The organism is Sporosarcina sp. PTS2304, assembly GCF_003351785.1.
In the GTDB taxonomy this organism is placed as follows: Bacteria; Bacillota; Bacilli; order Bacillales_A; family Planococcaceae; genus Sporosarcina.
This window is the reverse complement of record NZ_CP031230.1, coordinates 3,229,433-3,248,102: the sequence shown is the minus strand read 5'-3', so window position 1 is coordinate 3,248,102 and position 18,670 is coordinate 3,229,433. Positions and strand designations below refer to the sequence as shown.

The window sequence follows — 18,670 nt, the reverse complement described above, 5'->3', positions numbered from 1 at the left end:
TCCCTCATCCCCTCTCTAGTTCACATGGCGTGTTGACATTTTTAAATGCAAGCTCCGGTTGATCTGTCAATAAAATTCCTTCTATCCACTCTATATGATGAAGTGCTTGTACATACATCACGCGCCGGTTGTTTTCTAGCAACGCCTGACGAATAGTCGGCTTCACTCTGCGATTCCAAACGGACACTAACGGATGAAGCTTTCCTTCCACTACGACTCCCGTCACATCCGTCGAGTGACGTTGCAATAAACGATCCATCACGTGACGATCCATGAACGGCATATCGCACGGCAACACTATATACCGCTCTGCATCGAGCTGTTCCATAGCCGTTAATATACCAGCCAACGGACCCATCCCTGCAAAGTTCTCTATATCTGTCGTGACATGAACATCTATAGGAAAACGGTCTACAAACTCCGGTCGAGTCACGACTACAATTTCTTCGCAAAATGGTCGAAGCGATTCTACCGAGTACTCGTAAAACGGTTTTCCTTCAAATTCCGCAAAAGCTTTCGGTTCGCCAAAGCGTCTCGACTGCCCGCCAGCCAATACAATTCCTACTGTTTTCATCCACCACTTACCGGCGGGATGAATGCACAGACATCGCCTGATTGAATCACATCATCTTTACGCGCATATTCCTCATTTACTGCTACGTGAATAGTCTCTTTTCCGAATCCTGGATACGTCTCTTCCGCCCAGTCAAGCAATTCTTCCACCGTCAGGGAAGCACGTTCCAAAGATTCCTCTCCTTTACCCGTGAGCTCACGCAATCTCGCAAAATAATGAACTGTAATCATTGTTTCCCGCTTCCTTTCTCCGGATATTTCTTCTGTGCGCCGATCCATTCTTCCCCATCTTCCCAAATTTCCTTTTTCCAAATGGGAACTACTTCTTTAATACGTTCAATCGCATATTCATTTGCCTCGTACGCTTCTTTCCGGTGTGGAGAAGAAACCGCGATGACGACCGCAATATCCGATATTTTCAACTCACCAATCCGATGCGCCATCGCCACTTGTACACCTGGCCACTTTTCTTCCATTTCCGCGCCGATTTCTGCCAATTTCTTCTCCGCCATCGGAATATATGCTTCATATGCCAAATAGAGCGTTCGCACTCCATGTGTCCATTCGCGTACATGCCCCGTAAAGACCGTCACGGCCCCAGCTGCAGGATGCAGAACGAGATCGCTGTACGCTTGCGGATCAATAGGGGTATCTACTATTTCAAAACGCTTCATATGACTTCCTCCATCCATCGCCACAACCAGTCGTCAAGTGCAGTATTGTCCGAAAAGAGCGTCTCTGTTCGTGCTACGTGCAACACTCCTCGCAACGTCTGTAATTGTTCACGATCTTCTTCATTGCGGATGAGTACGATTTTTTCACCGATCTCCTGTTTATAGCCTTCTATCAACAACACATCCGGCCGATTCGAAGCCGCCAATGCCTTTAGTTCTTGAAATGAACGTTCTTTCTGTTGCATCAATTGTATCATACCGCCGCCTGCCACTACGGTAGAGACGGCTCCGGCCGCCAAAAACTGCATCGTATCGGTATGAGCTGGCGGCAGTTCAGGCAAGCCGCCGTGGCCATGATGCTTCAGTACCGCCACTTCAAAGCCCCATTCTTGCAATAGCGTAATCCAATGTGTAATCAACGTCGTTTTTCCGCTGTTTTTATAACCAACAACATGAAGCGTCTTCATAGATCCCACTGCTCTACGCCCTGTTCTGCGCCTAATAATAAAACGTCCACTGTCATTCCGCTTTCAAAGCCGCGTGTTCCGCTCGGTAAAACAATGATACAATTTCCACGCGCAATCGAAGACACTGCACTCGATTTATTAAACCCAGCAGGTGTTGCGACAATTCCTTGTGCCGTCATTTCCCACGTTGCACGAACGAAACGAGTGAACGGATTCGCCTTTTTGAAATCTTCACCTAAAGTTGCTTGAATTCTCGGCATATACGGTGCTTTACAACCCATCATCGCTAAAATTGCGGGACGTGTAAACAGCTCAAATCCTGTAAAACATGCGGACGGATTTCCGGATAAACCGAATAAAAATTTATTGCCTAGCACCGCAACCGTCGTCACACTTCCTGGACGCATCGCCACTTTATTGAACAGTACTTTCGCTCCGAGACGTTCATAAATAGCCGGTAAATAATCATAATCTCCAACCGACACCCCGCCAGTCGTGATGAGTACATCTGTCTCTTTCAGCGCACGTTCAACAATTTCAGTACATGCATCCAAATCATCTTCCATCATCCCGTAGGACTTGGCTTCAATTCCCATTCTCGCCAATTGCGCACGAATCATAGGACCGTTGGAATTCCGGATTTTCCCCGGCATCAATTCATCTTCCACATTAAGCAACTCCGTACCCGTAGACAACACTCCTGCAATCGGCTTTTTAGCCACTCGCACGTGCGAATAGCCGAACGTTGCAAGCAAAGCAATCGTGCCGGGATGGATAATCGTCCCTGCTTCAATCAGCTGGTCGCCTTCCTTCGCGTCTTCTCCTTGCCGCGAAATATTCTCCCCCGCGTCAAATGGTTTCCGCAACGTAAAGCCCGTGTCAGTTTCCACCGTTTGCTCGAGCATGACGACCGCATCGGCCTGCTCCGGAATGAGGGCGCCAGTCATAATACGAAACGCTTCCCCTCGTTCTATCGGACGATCCGCCACATGCCCCGCACCAATTTCTCCGATCACTTGAAATGATTTACGTTCATTGCCCGACGCACCTGCTGAATCCTCTGCACGAATCGCAAAGCCATCATACGGCGACCGATCAAACGGAGGGACATCATGTTTTGCCACAATCGGCTCCGCCAGTATGCGGCCATATGTATGTTCCAATGAGAGAAGTTCTGTATCCAGTTGTTGCACATGCGACATAACACGATCTACTGCTTCCGCCACTTGAATCGGCTTTCGAATTTCTACCACTTACATCTCCTCTTTCTTTTGTTATACTTACGAGTACAATGATTTGAAAGGATGAATAATATGTCCGAACTCACTCACTTTAACGAACAAGGCCGCGCGAAAATGGTCGATGTGTCCAGCAAAGAAATCACATTACGCACCGCAATTGCTACCTCCTCTATAATTGTCAACGAATCGATTTACGAACAGATCACCCACGGCACCAATAAAAAGGGAGACGTCTTCGCAGTCGCACAAGTCGCTGCTATTATGGCTGCTAAAAATACCGCCACCCTCATTCCCATGTGTCATCCACTGCCACTCACCGGCGTCGATGTTCGCTTTGAATGGATCATTAATCAACAAAAACCTGAATACGAGGTGCTCATAGAAGCTACCGTTAAAACAAAAGGCGTTACCGGCGTCGAAATGGAAGCACTCACCGCCGCTTCCGTAGCCGCTTTAACAATTTATGACATGTGTAAAGCGGCCGGCAAAGAAATGATCATCGGCCCCACTATGCTTCAACATAAAACCGGTGGAAAAAATGGAGACTACACGCGCGCGGACTAATCCCCCGCGCGTTTTTTATCGACCTTTGCTTAGCGAGAGGAGTGTGTGATCATGGAAGTGGGGGAGTCGCTCATAGAAATGTGGGATGCGCTCATAGAATGCACACTTGCGATCATAGAAACGCGATCTCCGCTCATAGACTACCCACACGCGATCATAGAAACGCGATCTCCGCTCATAGACTACCCACACGCGATCATAGAAACACGATCTCCGCTCATAGACTACCCACACGCGATCATAGAAACGCGATCTCCGCTCATAGACTACCCACACGCGATCATAACGCCCCTACAAATGCTTCGTCAATTCATGCACAATATGCGGCAACTCAGGCACGATTAGCTTATCCATCGCGAGCGTCACAGCTTTCGACGAGCCTGGCAATAAAAATACCACTTGCGAATCAATGGCTCCAGCAGTCGCCCGGCTCAATAACGCTTTTGACCCTACGTCTTCCGTATAACTCAAAAACCGGAACAACTCACCAAACCCATCCAGCGGCTTTGTGAAATGAGGCGCTACTGTCTCGACTGTCCTATCGCGTGCACCGATTCCTGTGCCACCTGTGAAAATCATCGCTTGAATAGAAGAATCAGCTCGCCACTCGTGCAATAGCTTCGTCATCTGCTCTGCTTCGTCTGGACATATGCGATAATCCTTCACAATGTGCCCTGACTCTATCAACTTCTCACAAATAACTTTACCACTCTTATCATTTTCCACCGTTCTCGTATCACTGATTGTCAATACCGCAACGGTTATCGACTGATTACGTGCTTGTTGCGGTAAATGAGATTCCTCCATTCCCAACACCCCTAACCAAATAATGAATGATAGACTTTCCTGCCTTTTTGCATATCTTTAATACCATGAATCAATAATCGACCATTGCCAAATAAAATACAACGATAACCTTCCACTTGAAACTCTACAAAAAACGGCGTCTCGCGGTATTCGGACTGCAGACGTCTCGCTACGTGGACACCGTCCGCCAGCGTCAAGGCACGTCCTGCTTCTGGAATAATTTGTACCGTGTCGCGACCGCAAAGTACGGCATACTGTGTACCCGCCGATTCATGCAAAGCTGGGTACGTAGGATGATCTCCGCATGTTTCACAATTCGGCTGCTGCATCCGACTAATTCCTGCTTCCACAGATGTATTATTCCACACATCAAAATGCAGAAGCTTTGTACGCATAGATGACTGATTGCCTGTCAGCCATTTCAACGCTTCCGCACTTTGATGCGCAGCGGAAATTTGGACAGCAGGCGAAATGACCCCTACCGTATCACATGTTTCATTGACTGCGGGAAGGACTGGCAATAAGCAACGGAAACAAGCCGTCTTGCCAGGAATGAATGGAAATACGCTGCCTGAACTGCCGACAACTGCTCCGTAAATCCACGGAATCTGAAGAGACCATGCCACATCATTTATAAGTAGGCGTGTTTCAAAATTGTCCGTGGCATCCATCAACAGATCGGCTCCTTCAGCCAGCTCTAGTAATAACGGACCGTCCACATGATCCAACACCGTTCGAATGTCGGCATCTTGGCGGATTTCACGTAATCTTCGCTCCGCCGCCACCACTTTTGGCATACTTCCGCGCGCATCAGCTTCCGTAAATAACTGTTGTCTCTGCAAATTGGACGCTTCTACATAATCACGATCCGCCAATGTTATTTTGCCGACCCCTGCACGGATGAGCGTTTCCGAAATAGCCGAACCAAGCGCACCGCAACCGATGATGACGACATGCGACTGCGCCAATGATTGTTGCCCATCCTGTCCGATCGGCTGAAATAATGTTTGTCTTGAATAACGATTTTCCACTCCATCCGCACCCTTTCATACAAAAACAAGCGAGGCAACCAGTTAAGATAACTGATTGCCTTCCGCTGTTTCGGGACTAATATCGCTGAATGATCCGACATAACGAACGATGTCGCCCGTCCCATCTTTTACAGCACTTATTGATAAGAACTCTAAATACTCTTCACCGTTTTTCTTTTTATTCCAAATTTCACCTTGCCATACGCCGTGTTCTTCAATTTCGCGCCACATCTTATCATAATACGCCCGATCGTGACGGCCAGAGCTTAACACATTCGGACTCTTGCCGAGCACTTCCTCTTCACTATACCCTGTCAATTGTGTAAATGCCGGATTGACAGATACGATCGCGCCCGTTTGATTGGTTACGAGAATCCCTTGTCTCGTCGAATCGAATACTTCTTTCGAAAGACTGACACGGTCCATATAATATAACCACACGACTAGCACAAGGCTCGCTAGTGATATTTGAGAGAATGCCATAAAGCCGATAGAATAAGAACCTGTCATCGAGAAAATCGTTGCGAGCAATAAAGGAGGGAAAAATCCGCCCAATCCACCCATCATCGAAACAATCCCGTTAACTGTTCCTGCTTGTTTACTGAAGTACATAGGTACGAGTTTGAAGATTACACCATTGCCGATCCCCGCAGCTGCCGCGATCAAAATACTGCCCACTGTATAGAGTGCAATATCAGGTGAAAACGCCAAAACGATAGATGCAAATGTTAATCCCGCAAAACAGCCCATTAGTAAAAAGAGAGGCTGAAACTTATCGCCTAACCAACCGCCGACCGGACGCAATAACGTCGCTACGACGATGAAACCTGCTGTCCGCAAGCCTGCATCCACTTTATCCAAGCCAAAGTAGTTGACGAGGAAACTCGGTAAAAATACCGTAAACGCAACGAACGAACCAAATGTGATGAAATAGAATAGCGAGAAGAACCACAATTTCTCATTTTTATAGACGCCTTTAATTTGTTCAACAATCGGCGCTTTCACTTTTACTTCTTTACGATCACCGAAAAAGAAATTCAAAGCGATAAATACTAATAGTAAAACCAAATACATTTTGACTGTCAACGACCAACCGAATTTCATGGCGAGTACAGGTGCTGAGAATGTCGTAATCGCCGTACCGATATTTCCCATTCCGTAAATCCCGTTGACTAAACCGTGCTTTTCCTTTGGGTAATATTTCGGCAGCGATGTAACGCCTACAGAGAAAATCGCGCCCCCTACACCTAGCAACGTACCACCGATCAATAACCCTGTCACGGTCGACGTTTCACTTATGTAGTAGACAGGAAAAAGCAACACAATGAAACTGATGAAAAACATCACGCGCGCCCCGTACACATTGGCATAGTAGCCAAGCGGGATACGTAAAATGGAACCGAGTACTACAGGAATCGCTGTAATGATGGCCAATCGTTCTGGTGGTATACTAATATCTTCACTAATAAATGGAAGTAAGGAAGAAATAAGCACCCACACCATGAAACCGACAACTAGATTTGCCGTCTGTAATGGCAGTTGAATCTTTTGTGTCATAGGAATCCATCCAATCTAAAGGTAGTTACGAAACAATCCAATGTGACTCTTTTATGACTCTGGCAAAATAGAAGTGTACAGTTGCTTAAATAACTCATCTTGTTCTTTCGCTCGCAAAACCGACAATACCATCGGAAAGATGACATTCTCTTCCTTCACGAAATGAATCATAATGACTTCGAACGCTTCTCCCGCATCTTTCACTACATCTTGGATCATTTGTAAAGTAAATGAAGATAAGTCTCCTCTTGTATGGTGAAGGAAATGTCCGATAAATGCATCGATCTCATCATGTTCCTCTTGCACCGCCTGCACAGGTCCCTGATCACTGCCCACATATTTTGCGAGCATAGGAAAAAGGAATTCCTCTTCTTTGTCGGTATGATTTTTCAATGGTTCAATGAATTTGACGATGAGCTTACGCAATTGCTGAAGCGCCACCAATCCTTCTTCACGGGAAAATCGTTCATTTTCAAAATCTAGTACAATCGCATGCCACTGTTCCATTTCATACGTTAAATAACGATGTTCGTTTTCCAACACGCGTAGTGCAGGCAATGTATGAGTGAAACCAGAATTGACCATCTTCCTCCACTTCCTCTATTAAAAACTTAAAAACTTTTTCTTCAGCGCATATTCCACTAATTCTGGACGGCTCTTCAACTGAAGTTTATCCATCATCTTCGCTTTATGCGCTTCCACCGTCTTGACGGAAATATACAGCATTTCTGCAATTTCTTTATTACCGTAGCCTTTTGCGACGAGCGGCAAAATTTCAATTTCCCGTTTAGACAAAATCTTGAACGGATCATCTTCATCGGATAGCTTAGGGCCTTTTTTGACGAACTCCCTCACTAACGACGTAGCCATCGAAGGATGTACATACGTGCCGCCTTCATACACTTGGCGGAGTGCACTTAATAACTCTTCATCAGGGGCATTTTTCAAAATATAGCCGGAAGCTCCGTTTTTCAATACATGAAACATATATTCTTCGTCATCATACATCGTCAAAATCACGATTTTCGTCTCTGGAAAATCTTCATGTATTTTACCTGTGGCGATCAGGCCACTTTGACCAGGCGGCATGCTTAAGTCCAATAAAATGATGTCCGGTCGATGTTTGGCAACCAATTCATACGCTTCCAACCCATCTGCCGCCGTGGCTACGACTTCCATATCCGGTTGAAAATTTAAGATATGCATAAATCCTGTACGGACGACTGCATGATCATCAGCGATTATGATTTTCACTAGTTGCTCTCTCCTTCTTCACGGGAATCTCGACTTGGATTTTCGTGCCTTCTTGCGCACTGGACGCAATCGTGATGTTTCCACCTACTAATTCGACGCGTTCACGCATGCCGAATAATCCAAGCCCCGTACCTTCCGGGGTAAAGTCATTGACATTAAAACCTATTCCTTCGTCCAGCACTTCCAGCTGTAAATGATCCGGTGTTTCTGTCAGACGCAGGAACACTTCTTCCACTTCTGCGTATTTCATCGCATTCAAAATCGCTTCTTGACCGATCCGATAGACGACGGTTTCTATCTCTCCTTCGTACCGGTTGCTTTTCACATCCGATTCAAAATGAACGATGAAACCGAAGTTCTTCTCCAAGCCTTTAATATGGGTCCGAAACGCCGCTTCCAAGCCGAAATCATCTAGCACTGCAGGACGGAGCTCGACAGACATATAGCGGATATCGTCCAGCAATCGCATGAGTGAACCTTCCGTCTGGCGCAACTTCTCGAGCACTTCTTCTTCTACATTCATATACTTCAACACACGCAAATCGACTAATGAACTCAGCATTTCTTGCGCAACACTGTCATGCAATTCTCTCGAAATCCGTTTGCGCTCATTTTCTTGCGCTTGGATGACTTGCTTGACACGCAGTTTTTGATTGAGCACTTCTTGTGTTTGTGTCTGACGGGTCAAATTGCGCAACATCAGTACAGAAATTTGTTGTTGTTCATCAATTACTTGGTACGTCGCGCTATACGGCAACACACCCACGTCTTTTGTTTCTAAATATAATTGGAAAGAAGTTAGCGTTTGTTGCGGCTCCGCCATGAAACAAGAGACACATGTCATCTGTTCGTCCTCACTCGTATATCCGCGACAAGTAAAACAGATCGAATCCGCTTCGCCTTGAAGCATCTTGAGAAATAGTTCCGGTTCGATAATTTGTTTTGCCGCTTCATTCATCGAAAGAATGTGACCTTCAGCCGAAAAAAAGAACATAGCTTCTGTTGTATGGTCGTAAAGCTTCTGCAATAGTTCCGGTAACTGATTACTGTTCGATAGCGTCATCTTTCAATCGCTCCTTATGATGAAACGGTCCAAATGTCGTGCCGATCGTCTCCTTCACCTGTTCAAACTTTTCTATCGTCATTTTTTTCGGTTGACGATAGCCGACGAGCAACACACCTTGTACATGATCGTCATGGAATAACGGAATAGCTCCAAAACTTTTCAGCTTCTCAAAGACTACAATCGGATAATTATATAGATCCCGTGATTCCATTAATTCTTCTGCGTCTTCTACTAGCACTGGCTTTCCTGTTTTAAAAACTAGCCCCGCCACACCTTTGCCAGAACTCAGGACAATTTTTCTATAGCGTAAATTACTATTCCCAGCGACATAGCGCCATTTCAATTCATGATAATATTTATTCAAATCCACTAGCGCCAATCCGATGAAATCCGCTTCTAGTCGTTCTTTCAACTGGTCGATAGCTGCTTGAAAATTAAAATTTTGTTGTTCTGTCATAGGCGTTATCTCCTGTTTTCATCATTCGCTCAACGTGGGGTATGCTGTTTGTTCGGTTGATGTTTTCTATAAAGAATATAACTTCTTCCGGCATAATTCAACGGTACACTCCAAACGTGAACCAATCGAGTGAACGGCCACATCGCAAAAATGAGAAAACCCGTTAAAATATGCAACTTAAATGCAAGCGGGACGGCTGCCATATAGGCTGCTTCCGGCTGGAATATAAGCAATGATCGGAACCAGACCGAGATCGTATCGCGATAATCAAAACCTGGTGTCATCGTGTTCGTAATGAGTGAACTATAGACACCAATAAAGACAATAAATAATAAAAATGTATTGACAATCAAATCGGATCTGGAAGAAAGTTTTCGGACATTCGCCTTCGTGAAACGGCGAGAAGTCAAAATGATCATTCCGACTAGCGTCATTACGCCGAAAAATCCTCCGCCCCACACGGCGCCTAGATGATACATATGATCACTGACGCCCATGGCACGTGTCCACTCTTTCGGAATCCCGAGACCCGCCACATGACCTAAAATGACGGGAAAAATTCCGATGTGAAACAGTAAACTACCAATCATCAATTGCTTTTTCTCAATAAACTCACTCGATTTTGCGGTCCATCCGAACTGGTCGTTCTTATAGCGGAATATATGACCCACTATAAACACCGCGATACAAATGTAAGGAAAAATGACCCACAGGAATTGACTAGTCATTAGCAGAAACCTCCCGTTGAATACACGATTTACAAGTTTCACGCAACGCCCGTATTAAGTAGAAATAAGGGCTTTCATACTTTTCCAACGCTTTCATCAAAAAGTAACTTCCATCTTCCATGACCGCAAGCAGCATGGAAAAACTTTGTTGTGCCCGCGGATCTCCCTTCCATTCTGCCGCATAAATGAATTCGCACATTAACGGAAGCAAGTCGGATAGCTCTTCATCCGGCATATTCAAGCCGAACATTTCATACAGCACTTTTAAGCGAGCAAGCATTTGACCGCGCTCTTTAGAATCCTCGAACTTCACATATGTCATGAACAGCGTCGCGTCTTTCTGAAAATCAAATGTCGATGTGTACAGCTCTTGGATCTCATCCAAACTGTACGTCTGCATTAGCTCCCAGTAAGTTTGCAAGTCTTCATAACCTGCCGCATCACTCGTAACGAAATCATCCCAAACTGACGGATGAAACGTCAGTTTTTCGGGATAATTCAGTTGGTTGGAGAAAAAGCCGAAAATATTTTTCTTTTCATATAAGAGATCGAGATTAATCACGCCAGATCCCCCCATAGAAATTCTCTTCGTAAATTTCTTTTCCTGTTTTCACAGGCGCTCCAGGTGAAGCCGGTCCACAACCGTCACAACCTCCATCCGAGCCCATGACAGAGAATGAATAAGGGTTTGTCGCAGGTGCTTGTTCGCCGTACGTACCCATACCGTCATATCCGGCAGAACCTTGCGAACGATAGACGTTCATCTGTCCTTCTTTATGAGACGTCGGAATGACAAAGCGATCTTCATACTTAGCAATTGCGAGCAAGCGATACATTTGCTTCGTCTGTTTTGCGGTTAAGCCTACACGTTCAAGCTTCGTTTCATCGAACTCTTTACCGGAAGATACAGCACGCATGTAAGAGCGCATCATCGCCATACGCTGCAAACCTCCTTTAACCGTTTCTACATCTCCTGCTGTTAACATATTCGCCAAGTACTGAAGCGGAATACGCATTTCTTCAATCGCCGGGAAAATCATATCCGGATTTTTAATGGAGTCTTTTCCTTCAAAGTAGTTCATGATCGGGCTTAGTGGTGGCACATACCAAACCATCGGCAATGTACGATATTCCGGGTGTAACGGGAATGCAAGCTTATACTCGATCGCCAACTTATAAACCGGCGAGTTTTGTGCCGCTTGAATCCAGTCTTCAGAGATTCCGTCTTGAATCGCTTGTTCAATAATTTCAGGATCATTCGGGTCTAGGAACAAGTCCAGTTGTGCTTCATATAAATCTTTCGGATCTGGTGTAGATGCCGCTTCTTGTACGCGGTCTGCATCATATAATAAGACGCCTAGATAACGAATACGTCCTGTACATGTTTCTGAACAAACCGTCGGCAAGCCAGATTCCACACGCGGGAAACAGAATGTACATTTTTCCGCTTTATTCGTTTTCCAGTTGAAGTACACTTTTTTGTACGGACAACCCGTCATACAGTAACGCCAGCCGCGGCAAGCTTCTTGGTCGACTAAAACAATTCCATCTTCATCACGCTTATAGATCGCGCCTGAAGGACAAGAGGCTACACAGCTCGGGTTCAAGCAGTGTTCACATAGTCTCGGCAAGTACATCATGAACGCTTGCTCGAAGTTGAACTTGATTTCTTCTTCAATTTTTTCGATGTTCGGATCTAATGGACCCGTCACATGAGCGCCTGCCAATTGGTCTTCCCAGTTCGGACCCCATTCCGGATCCATATACTCGCCCGTGACGACAGACTTCGCGCGCGCGACCGGTGTATGCTCGCGGTCTGGTGCGGATGTCAGCTTTTCATAGTCATAAGTCCATGGCTCGTAATAATCTTTCATTTCCGGCATATCCGGGTTGTAGAAGATTTTACCGAGTGCGATTTTGGAAAGCTTCGAACCGGATTTCAGTTCGAGCTTCCCTTTGCGTAATTGCCAACCGCCCTTATACAGCTCTTGGTCTTCCCATCGTTTCGGATAACCGATTCCTGGTTTCGTCTCTACATTGTTAAACCACATATATTCGGCACCTTCACGATTCGTCCATGTCGTTTTACACGTCACACTACACGTATGACACCCAATACACTTGTCTAAGTTCATCACCATTGCAACTTGCGCTTTAATTTTCAAGCCAGTTGACCTCCTTCATCTTACGAACCGCGACGTACACATCACGTTGGTTACCGATCGGTCCATAGTAGTTGAATCCATAACTGAGCTGTGCATAGCCGCCTACCATTTGAGTCGGCTTCATGTGAATACGTGTCGGCGCATTATGACTGCCTCCGCGTTGTTCGGTAATTTCCGAGCCCGGCATTTGAATGTGCTTGTCTTGTGCGTGGTACATAAACATCGTTCCTTTAGGCATGCGATGACTGACAACAGCTCTCGCATTGACGACCCCGTTACGGTTATATACTTCGAGCCAATCATTATCATCAATGCCATGTTCTTCTGCATCCAGATTCGACAGCCACACCGTCGGACCTCCACGGAATAATGTCAGCATATGCTGATTGTCTTGATACGTGGAGTGAATATTCCATTTACCGTGCGGTGTTAAATAACGTAAGACGAGTGCATCTTGACCGCCGACGATTTCTGCGTCACGATCCGCAAAAACGAATGGCGGCAATGTCGGCTTATAAACCGGTAACGCTTCGCCAAATCCAAGGAATAACTCATGATCGACGTAGAAGTGCTGTCGGCCGGTTAATGTTCTAAAAGGTACGAGTCGTTCGATGTTCGTTGTGAACGGTGAGTAGCGACGTCCTAATTTATTGGAACCACTGAATACCGGTGTCGGGATGACTTCACGCGGTTGAGCGGTAATGTTCGCAAATGTGAAACGCTCCGCTGCACGGTCTGCTGAAATATCTTTCAACTCCACGCCCGTATCCTGCTCGGCTGCTTCAAATGCCCGTTGTGAGACGCGCCCGTTCGTTGCAGAGGACAGTGTGAGCATCGCTTCCGCCGCATGCTTCGCTGTGAACAGTTTCGGCAATCCGTCTTTCACCGTATCGTCTTCGTACACGCCATTAATGCCCTTCATCATCTCGTACTCTTCAGCGACCGAGAAGCTGACACCGTGTGCACCCGTCTTGCCTGTTGAAAGCAAAGGTCCGAGTGTAATGTACTTATCGTAAATTTTCGTATAATCCCGTTCGACAATCGTCATGCCAGGCATCGTCTTCCCTGGAATCGCTTCTACCTCACCTTTGCTCCAATCATGCACTTCCCCATACGGCTGTGCAATTTCTTGAATGGAGTCATGCGCAAGCGGCGATGTGACTAAATCTTTATAGACACCAGGCAAATGAATTTTCGCAAGTTCCGAGAATGTTTCTGCAATCGTGCGATAAATATCCCAGTCCGAACGAGATTCCCATAACGGATTGACCGCCGGATTGAACGGGTGAACGAATGGGTGCATATCTGTAGAAGATAGGTCCACTTTTTCATACCAAGTCGCAGCTGGTAATACAAGGTCTGCGTACAACGGTGTTGCAGTCATACGGAAATCAAGTGCGACAAGGAGATCCAGTTTCCCTTCTACTTCATCACGCCAAATCATTTCTTCCGGCTTCATGTCTTCGTTCGGTGTGGCGAGTAATCCACTCGATGCGCCGAGTAAATGCTTCATAAAATATTCTTGCCCTTTTGCAGAGCTTGAGATCAAGTTCGAACGCCAAACGAATAGCGAACGCGGGAAGTTTTCAGGTGCTCCCGGGTCTTGTGCCGCAAATTGTAGTTCACCTGATTTCAGCTGATCCACTACATGACTGACGACTTCTTTCGGTGCCGTTTTGCCGAGTCTCGCTGCTTCTTCAACGAGCAGCAGACTGTTTTTATTGAACTGCGGATACGATGGCAACCAGCCGAGTCGTGCAGCGAGTACGTTATAGTCTGCCGGGTGCTGGTATCTCGCTTCGCCTCCGAGCGGGGACATAAGCGTATCGGCGCCCGCTTCTTCGTACTTCCATTGATCAGTTGCGAAGTAGAAAAATGACGTCGCGTTTTGCAAACGTGGAGGACCTTGCCAGTCTTTCGCAAAGGCAATCGTACTCCAACCTTCAATCGGACGACATTTTTCCTGACCGACATAATGTGCCCAACCGCCGCCGTTCACTCCTTGAGAAGCTGTCAATGTTACTAAGTTCAAGATTGCACGGTAAATCGTGTCACTGTTGAACCAGTGATTGATCCCTGCGCCCATAATAATCATCGAACGGCCGCCTGTATCAATCGCGTTCTGCGCAAACTCCATAGCGATTTGTGTGACAAGCTCCGGCTTCACATTCGTAATCGCTTCTTGCCAAGCTGGTGTGTAAATGGACGTTGCGTCATCATAGCCGGACGCTTCTAGTTCACTATCGATTCTATTCACACCGTATTGACTCAACATGACATCATACGTTGTCGCCACTAGACGTTCTGTACCGTCCGCAAATTGAACTTTCTTCGCTGGAATTGGACGTTTGAACGTACCATTTCCTCTGTTATCAAAGTATGGGAAATAGATTTCTTGCCATTCCGCCCCATGCTTTTCAATGGACAATGCAGGTTCTACACGTGTTCCATCTTCATTGTCTAATAGAAGATTCCATTTAACGTCTTCTTCCCAACGCTGCCCCATCGTCCCGTTCGGCACAATGATTTCACCTGTTGCTTCATCTAATAGCATCGGTTTCCACTCAGCATGTTCAGACTGTTGACCGAAATCGCTCGCTCGCAAGAAACGTCCCGCTTTGTACGAATCTTCGTGAGGATCGAGCACGATTAAAAACGGCATATCCGTATATTGTTTTGCATAGTTCAAAAACGTTGGTTCTTTACGCTTTTCATAGAATTCATCCAAAATAACATGTGTCATCGCCTGCGCGACTGCTGCATCCGTTCCTGGATTCGCTGCGATCCAATCATCCGCATGTGTCACACTTTCCGCATAATCCGGTGCCACAGAAACGACTTTCGTTCCTTTGTAGCGAACTTCCGTCATAAAGTGTGCATCCGGCGTCCGCGTTAACGGAACGTTGGAACCCCACATAATGATGTATCCTGCGTTAAACCAGTCACTCGACTCAGGCACATCCGTCTGCTCTCCCCAAATTTGTGGTGAGGATGGCGGTAAATCCGCATACCAATCGTAGAAACTTAGCATTTCTCCACCAAGCAATGAAATCATGCGTGCGCCTGATGCGTAACTGACCATCGACATCGCCGGAATCGGTGTGAATCCTGCAATGCGGTCTGGACCATATTTCTGAATCGTATAAATCAATTGTGCCGCAATGAGCATCGTCGCATCACGCCAATGGATACGAACATGTCCACCTTTTCCGCGTGCTTTCTTGTATTCGCTCGTCTTTACTGGATCTTCTACAATCGAAGTCCACGCTTTGACGGGATCTTTCGTCTCTTGCAGTGCTTCATTCCACATGCGCCACAGCTTTCCTCTTATATAAGGATACTTCACGCGCAGCGGGCTGTATTCATACCAAGAAAATGACGCCCCACGCGGACAGCCACGCGGTTCGAACTCTGGCATATCCGGCCCACAGGAAGGATAATCGATTTGCTGGTTTTCCCATGTGATGATGCCGTTTTTCACGAATACTTTCCAGCTACATGACCCCGTACAGTTAACACCGTGTGTGGTACGCACTACTTTGTCATGTGACCAACGCTGGCGGTACATATTTTCCCAATCACGGCTTTTCTCTTCTAGCACCGACCAATTTCCCGAATAGCTCTCAACAGGCTTAAAATAATTCAATCCGAATCGCTTTTTCATCGAACATTTCCACTCCTTCTCAGAATGTAGCAGCAAGTGAACACAAATATACTAAACACATTACCCTAAATTTGACGAATTAATCTGAAAATAAAAAAGGGAATTCCCTAATGCTTCCTACAATCTGTACTGATTTATCATAAATAACAATAATTTTCCTTTATATTTCTTAATTATACGCGCTTTATACAACGTTTCTATTGGGGAATTCCCTATTCTCTACTTAAAACGTGCAATTTTCGATATATACATTAGGGTAGTCTCCTACTCTGTTACTAGATTATCGAGCTATATTCTCCTACTAAAGAGAGGATCATTCCCTCATTCCATTCGTCATTAGGACTTGCTAAAGTAGTAATTACCATTTAGAAGAAGTTTTTAGTGCAATTTTATTCAGATGAAATGATGTGTTTCATAAATTTGTGGAAATTTTAGTATAGTTCTCATAATATTGTGTTGATTTTATTCAAATAACTGATAGAATAATATACAAAATGAAAGGTTAGGTGGATGATACCGTGTCAAACGAATTAAACAAAGTCCTTCGTTGTGAAGCACTAAAAGATAAGATTGTTACAGCTGAAGAAGCAGCATCTTGGATTGAGGATGGAATGTCTTTAGGTCTAAGTGGCTTTACTTTATCCGGAGATGCGAAAGCGGTTCCATTGGCATTAGCTGAAAGAGGGAAAAACGAAAAATTCAAAGTAAACGTTTTCACTGGGGCCTCTCTCGGACCAAATGTTGATGAATTGATGGCAGAAGCTGATTTGATTAATTTACGTGTTCCGTATCAAGGCAACGCAACTATGCGCGGCAAGATCAATTCAGGTGATTCATTCTACATCGATCAGCATCTATCTCATACTGCTGAGTGGATTCGTCAAGGCGTTATCGGGCCGATCGACTATGCGATTATTGAAGCAGCTGCTATTACGGAGGACGGTCAAATTATACCGACTGGTTCAGTAGGTAACTCACCAATTTTCGTTCAGGAAGCTAAGCATGTTATTATCGAGCTGAATGTCAATGCGCCAGCTGAATTCGAAGGGTTGCACGATGTGTATATCCCAGAATACCAAGGCGAGAGAACAGAAATTCCTGTCTACAAAGTGACAGATAAAATCGGTACGCCAGGTATTAAAGTAGATCCTGAAAAAGTACGTGGAATCGTTCTTACGGAACAAGGTGATATTCCTTCCCCTATCGTTCCTCCAGACGAAGAAACACAAGAAATCGCAAATCACTTGTTGAACTTCTTCCGTGACGAGATCAAATTAGGGCGTATGGACGAATCATTAATGCCTCTTCAATCAGGTGTTGGTTCTGTGGCAAACGCAGTTCTTGACGGGATGAGAACATCTGAGTTTAAAGATATCGAAGTATATTCTGAAGTTCTTCAAGATGCAATCTTTGACTTGATCGATGACGGCGTAGTGAAATTCGCTTCTGCTACTTCATTGACACTTTCTAAGAAGCGCTTGGACAACTTAAAAGAAGACATTAGTAAATACCGCGACAAGCTAGTATTCCGTCCGCAAGAGGTTTCTAACCATCCAGAAGTTATCCGTCGTTTGGGCATCATCTCTTTCAACACGGCGCTTGAGCTAGACATCTACGGAAACGTTAACTCTACACATGTTAGCGGTACACGTATGATGAACGGTATCGGTGGATCTGGAGATTTCGCACGTAACGCACGTATCGCAATCTTCGTAACGAAATCACACGCTAAAGGCGGAGACGTATCATCTATCGTTCCTTTCTGCTCTCACGTGGACCACACGGAGCATGATGTGGATGTTATCGTTACAGAACAAGGCTATGCTGACCTTCGCGGCTTGGCTCCAAGACAAAAAGCTGAGAAGTTGATTGAAGTATGTGCTCACCCGGATTTCAAAGACGAGCTACGCGACTACTACAACAGAGCAGTTGAACAAGTGGGCGGACAAACTCCACACATCTTGGAAGAGGCTCTATCTTGGCACGTAAATCTTGCAAAAAACAAAACAATGCATAAAGAAGCAGTTAAGAAGTAATTGGATAGGATGTAGAAGCGAGCAGACGATGATGTCTGCTCGCTTTTTTGTTGGTTGGGTGTTTTCTATGAGCGGAAATACACTCGCTATGAGCGCGGAGACCACTTCTATGAGCGGAAGCACAATCGCTATGAGCGCAAAGGCCACTTCTATGAGCGGAAATACACTCGCTATGAGCGCAAAGGCCATTTCTATGAGCCGAAGCACAATCGCTATGAGCGCAGAGACCACTTCTATGAGCGGAAGCACAATCGCTATGAGCGAGGAGACCACTTCTATGAGCGGAAGCACAATCGCTATGAGCGAGGAGACCACTTCTATGAGCGGAAGCACAATCGCTATGAGCGCGGAGACCACTTCTATGAGCGGAAGCACAATCGCTATGA

At 45.7% G+C, this 18,670-nt stretch carries 20 protein-coding genes; 3 read left to right on the top strand and 17 right to left on the bottom strand.

Going from position 1 to position 18,670, the window contains the following annotated elements; genetic code table 11:
• Positions 1 to 4 precede the first annotated feature (4 nt).
• Genes DV702_RS15590 through glp form a run of 5 tightly spaced genes read right to left on the bottom strand, consistent with a single transcriptional unit; the run spans position 5 to position 2,967 of the window.
• Positions 5 to 574: a molybdenum cofactor guanylyltransferase gene (locus tag DV702_RS15590; protein ID WP_114925580.1), complete on the bottom strand. Its 570-nt coding sequence runs from the start codon at positions 572 to 574 to the stop codon at positions 5 to 7.
• Positions 571 to 804, bottom strand: a complete 234-nt coding sequence (gene moaD / locus DV702_RS15585) for a molybdopterin converting factor subunit 1 (RefSeq protein WP_114925579.1) — start codon at positions 802 to 804, stop codon at positions 571 to 573. The genes DV702_RS15590 and moaD overlap by 4 nt, the downstream gene beginning before the upstream one ends.
• Positions 801 to 1,247: a molybdenum cofactor biosynthesis protein MoaE gene (locus DV702_RS15580; RefSeq protein ID WP_114925578.1), complete on the bottom strand. Its 447-nt coding sequence runs from the start codon at positions 1,245 to 1,247 to the stop codon at positions 801 to 803. The genes moaD and DV702_RS15580 overlap by 4 nt, the downstream gene beginning before the upstream one ends.
• On the bottom strand, positions 1,244 to 1,714 hold the full coding sequence (gene mobB, locus DV702_RS15575; protein ID WP_114925577.1) for a molybdopterin-guanine dinucleotide biosynthesis protein B: 471 nt from the start codon (positions 1,712 to 1,714) through the stop codon (positions 1,244 to 1,246). Before mobB ends, DV702_RS15580 begins: the two co-directional genes overlap by 4 nt.
• Positions 1,711 to 2,967 carry a molybdopterin molybdotransferase MoeA gene (gene glp / locus DV702_RS15570; protein WP_114925576.1) on the bottom strand — a complete coding sequence of 419 codons (1,257 nt, stop codon included), beginning with the start codon at positions 2,965 to 2,967 and terminating at the stop codon, positions 1,711 to 1,713. Before glp ends, mobB begins: the two co-directional genes overlap by 4 nt.
• 60 nt (positions 2,968 to 3,027) lie before the next feature.
• Between glp and moaC the strand changes: the two genes are divergently transcribed.
• Positions 3,028 to 3,519, top strand: a complete 492-nt coding sequence (gene moaC, locus DV702_RS15565; protein ID WP_114925575.1) for a cyclic pyranopterin monophosphate synthase MoaC — start codon at positions 3,028 to 3,030, stop codon at positions 3,517 to 3,519.
• 51 nt (positions 3,520 to 3,570) lie between these two features.
• Positions 3,571 to 3,864: a hypothetical protein gene (locus DV702_RS16940; RefSeq protein WP_162805837.1), complete on the top strand. Its 294-nt coding sequence runs from the start codon at positions 3,571 to 3,573 to the stop codon at positions 3,862 to 3,864.
• Here the strand turns inward: DV702_RS16940 and DV702_RS15560 are convergent.
• Genes DV702_RS15560 through DV702_RS15510 form a run of 11 tightly spaced genes read right to left on the bottom strand, consistent with a single transcriptional unit; the run spans position 3,811 to position 16,248 of the window.
• The gene (locus DV702_RS15560; RefSeq protein ID WP_114925574.1) at positions 3,811 to 4,326 is read right to left on the bottom strand and encodes a MogA/MoaB family molybdenum cofactor biosynthesis protein; all 516 of its coding nucleotides are present in this window, start codon (positions 4,324 to 4,326) and stop codon (positions 3,811 to 3,813) included. The two genes, DV702_RS16940 and DV702_RS15560, sit on opposite strands and share 54 nt — an antisense overlap.
• A gap of 11 nt (positions 4,327 to 4,337) precedes the next feature.
• Positions 4,338 to 5,357 carry a ThiF family adenylyltransferase gene (locus tag DV702_RS15555; protein ID WP_114925573.1) on the bottom strand — a complete coding sequence of 340 codons (1,020 nt, stop codon included), beginning with the start codon at positions 5,355 to 5,357 and terminating at the stop codon, positions 4,338 to 4,340.
• A 42-nt stretch (positions 5,358 to 5,399) separates the two neighbouring features.
• Positions 5,400 to 6,914 (bottom strand): MFS transporter, encoded by a 1,515-nt coding sequence (locus DV702_RS15550; protein WP_114925572.1) that lies wholly within the window; start codon positions 6,912 to 6,914, stop codon positions 5,400 to 5,402.
• Positions 6,915 to 6,965: 51 nt separating this feature from the next.
• On the bottom strand, positions 6,966 to 7,499 hold the full coding sequence (locus DV702_RS15545) for a hemerythrin domain-containing protein (RefSeq protein WP_114925571.1): 534 nt from the start codon (positions 7,497 to 7,499) through the stop codon (positions 6,966 to 6,968).
• Positions 7,500 to 7,517: 18 nt separating this feature from the next.
• On the bottom strand, positions 7,518 to 8,168 hold the full coding sequence (locus DV702_RS15540; RefSeq protein WP_114925570.1) for a response regulator: 651 nt from the start codon (positions 8,166 to 8,168) through the stop codon (positions 7,518 to 7,520).
• Positions 8,149 to 9,231 (bottom strand): sensor histidine kinase, encoded by a 1,083-nt coding sequence (locus DV702_RS15535; RefSeq protein WP_114925569.1) that lies wholly within the window; start codon positions 9,229 to 9,231, stop codon positions 8,149 to 8,151. The genes DV702_RS15540 and DV702_RS15535 overlap by 20 nt, the downstream gene beginning before the upstream one ends.
• Entirely contained in the window at positions 9,212 to 9,691 is a 480-nt protein-coding gene (locus DV702_RS15530; protein WP_114925568.1) for a GAF domain-containing protein, read from the bottom strand. The genes DV702_RS15535 and DV702_RS15530 overlap by 20 nt, the downstream gene beginning before the upstream one ends.
• A gap of 29 nt (positions 9,692 to 9,720) precedes the next feature.
• Positions 9,721 to 10,419, bottom strand: a complete 699-nt coding sequence (gene narI, locus DV702_RS15525; protein WP_114925567.1) for a respiratory nitrate reductase subunit gamma — start codon at positions 10,417 to 10,419, stop codon at positions 9,721 to 9,723.
• Positions 10,412 to 10,981 carry a nitrate reductase molybdenum cofactor assembly chaperone gene (narJ, locus tag DV702_RS15520; RefSeq protein ID WP_114925566.1) on the bottom strand — a complete coding sequence of 190 codons (570 nt, stop codon included), beginning with the start codon at positions 10,979 to 10,981 and terminating at the stop codon, positions 10,412 to 10,414. Before narJ ends, narI begins: the two co-directional genes overlap by 8 nt.
• The gene (gene narH / locus DV702_RS15515) at positions 10,974 to 12,584 is read right to left on the bottom strand and encodes a nitrate reductase subunit beta (RefSeq protein ID WP_114925565.1); all 1,611 of its coding nucleotides are present in this window, start codon (positions 12,582 to 12,584) and stop codon (positions 10,974 to 10,976) included. The genes narJ and narH overlap by 8 nt, the downstream gene beginning before the upstream one ends.
• Entirely contained in the window at positions 12,574 to 16,248 is a 3,675-nt protein-coding gene (locus tag DV702_RS15510; RefSeq protein ID WP_114925564.1) for a nitrate reductase subunit alpha, read from the bottom strand. Before DV702_RS15510 ends, narH begins: the two co-directional genes overlap by 11 nt.
• Before the next feature lie 518 nt (positions 16,249 to 16,766).
• On the opposite strand from DV702_RS15510, the gene DV702_RS15505 reads away from it, so the two are divergent.
• Positions 16,767 to 18,284, top strand: a complete 1,518-nt coding sequence (locus DV702_RS15505; protein ID WP_114925563.1) for a succinyl-CoA:acetate CoA-transferase ScpC — start codon at positions 16,767 to 16,769, stop codon at positions 18,282 to 18,284.
• Here the strand turns inward: DV702_RS15505 and DV702_RS16935 are convergent.
• Positions 18,222 to 18,659, bottom strand: a complete 438-nt coding sequence (locus tag DV702_RS16935; RefSeq protein WP_162805836.1) for a hypothetical protein — start codon at positions 18,657 to 18,659, stop codon at positions 18,222 to 18,224. The two genes, DV702_RS15505 and DV702_RS16935, sit on opposite strands and share 63 nt — an antisense overlap.
• Positions 18,660 to 18,670: the final 11 nt, after the last annotated feature.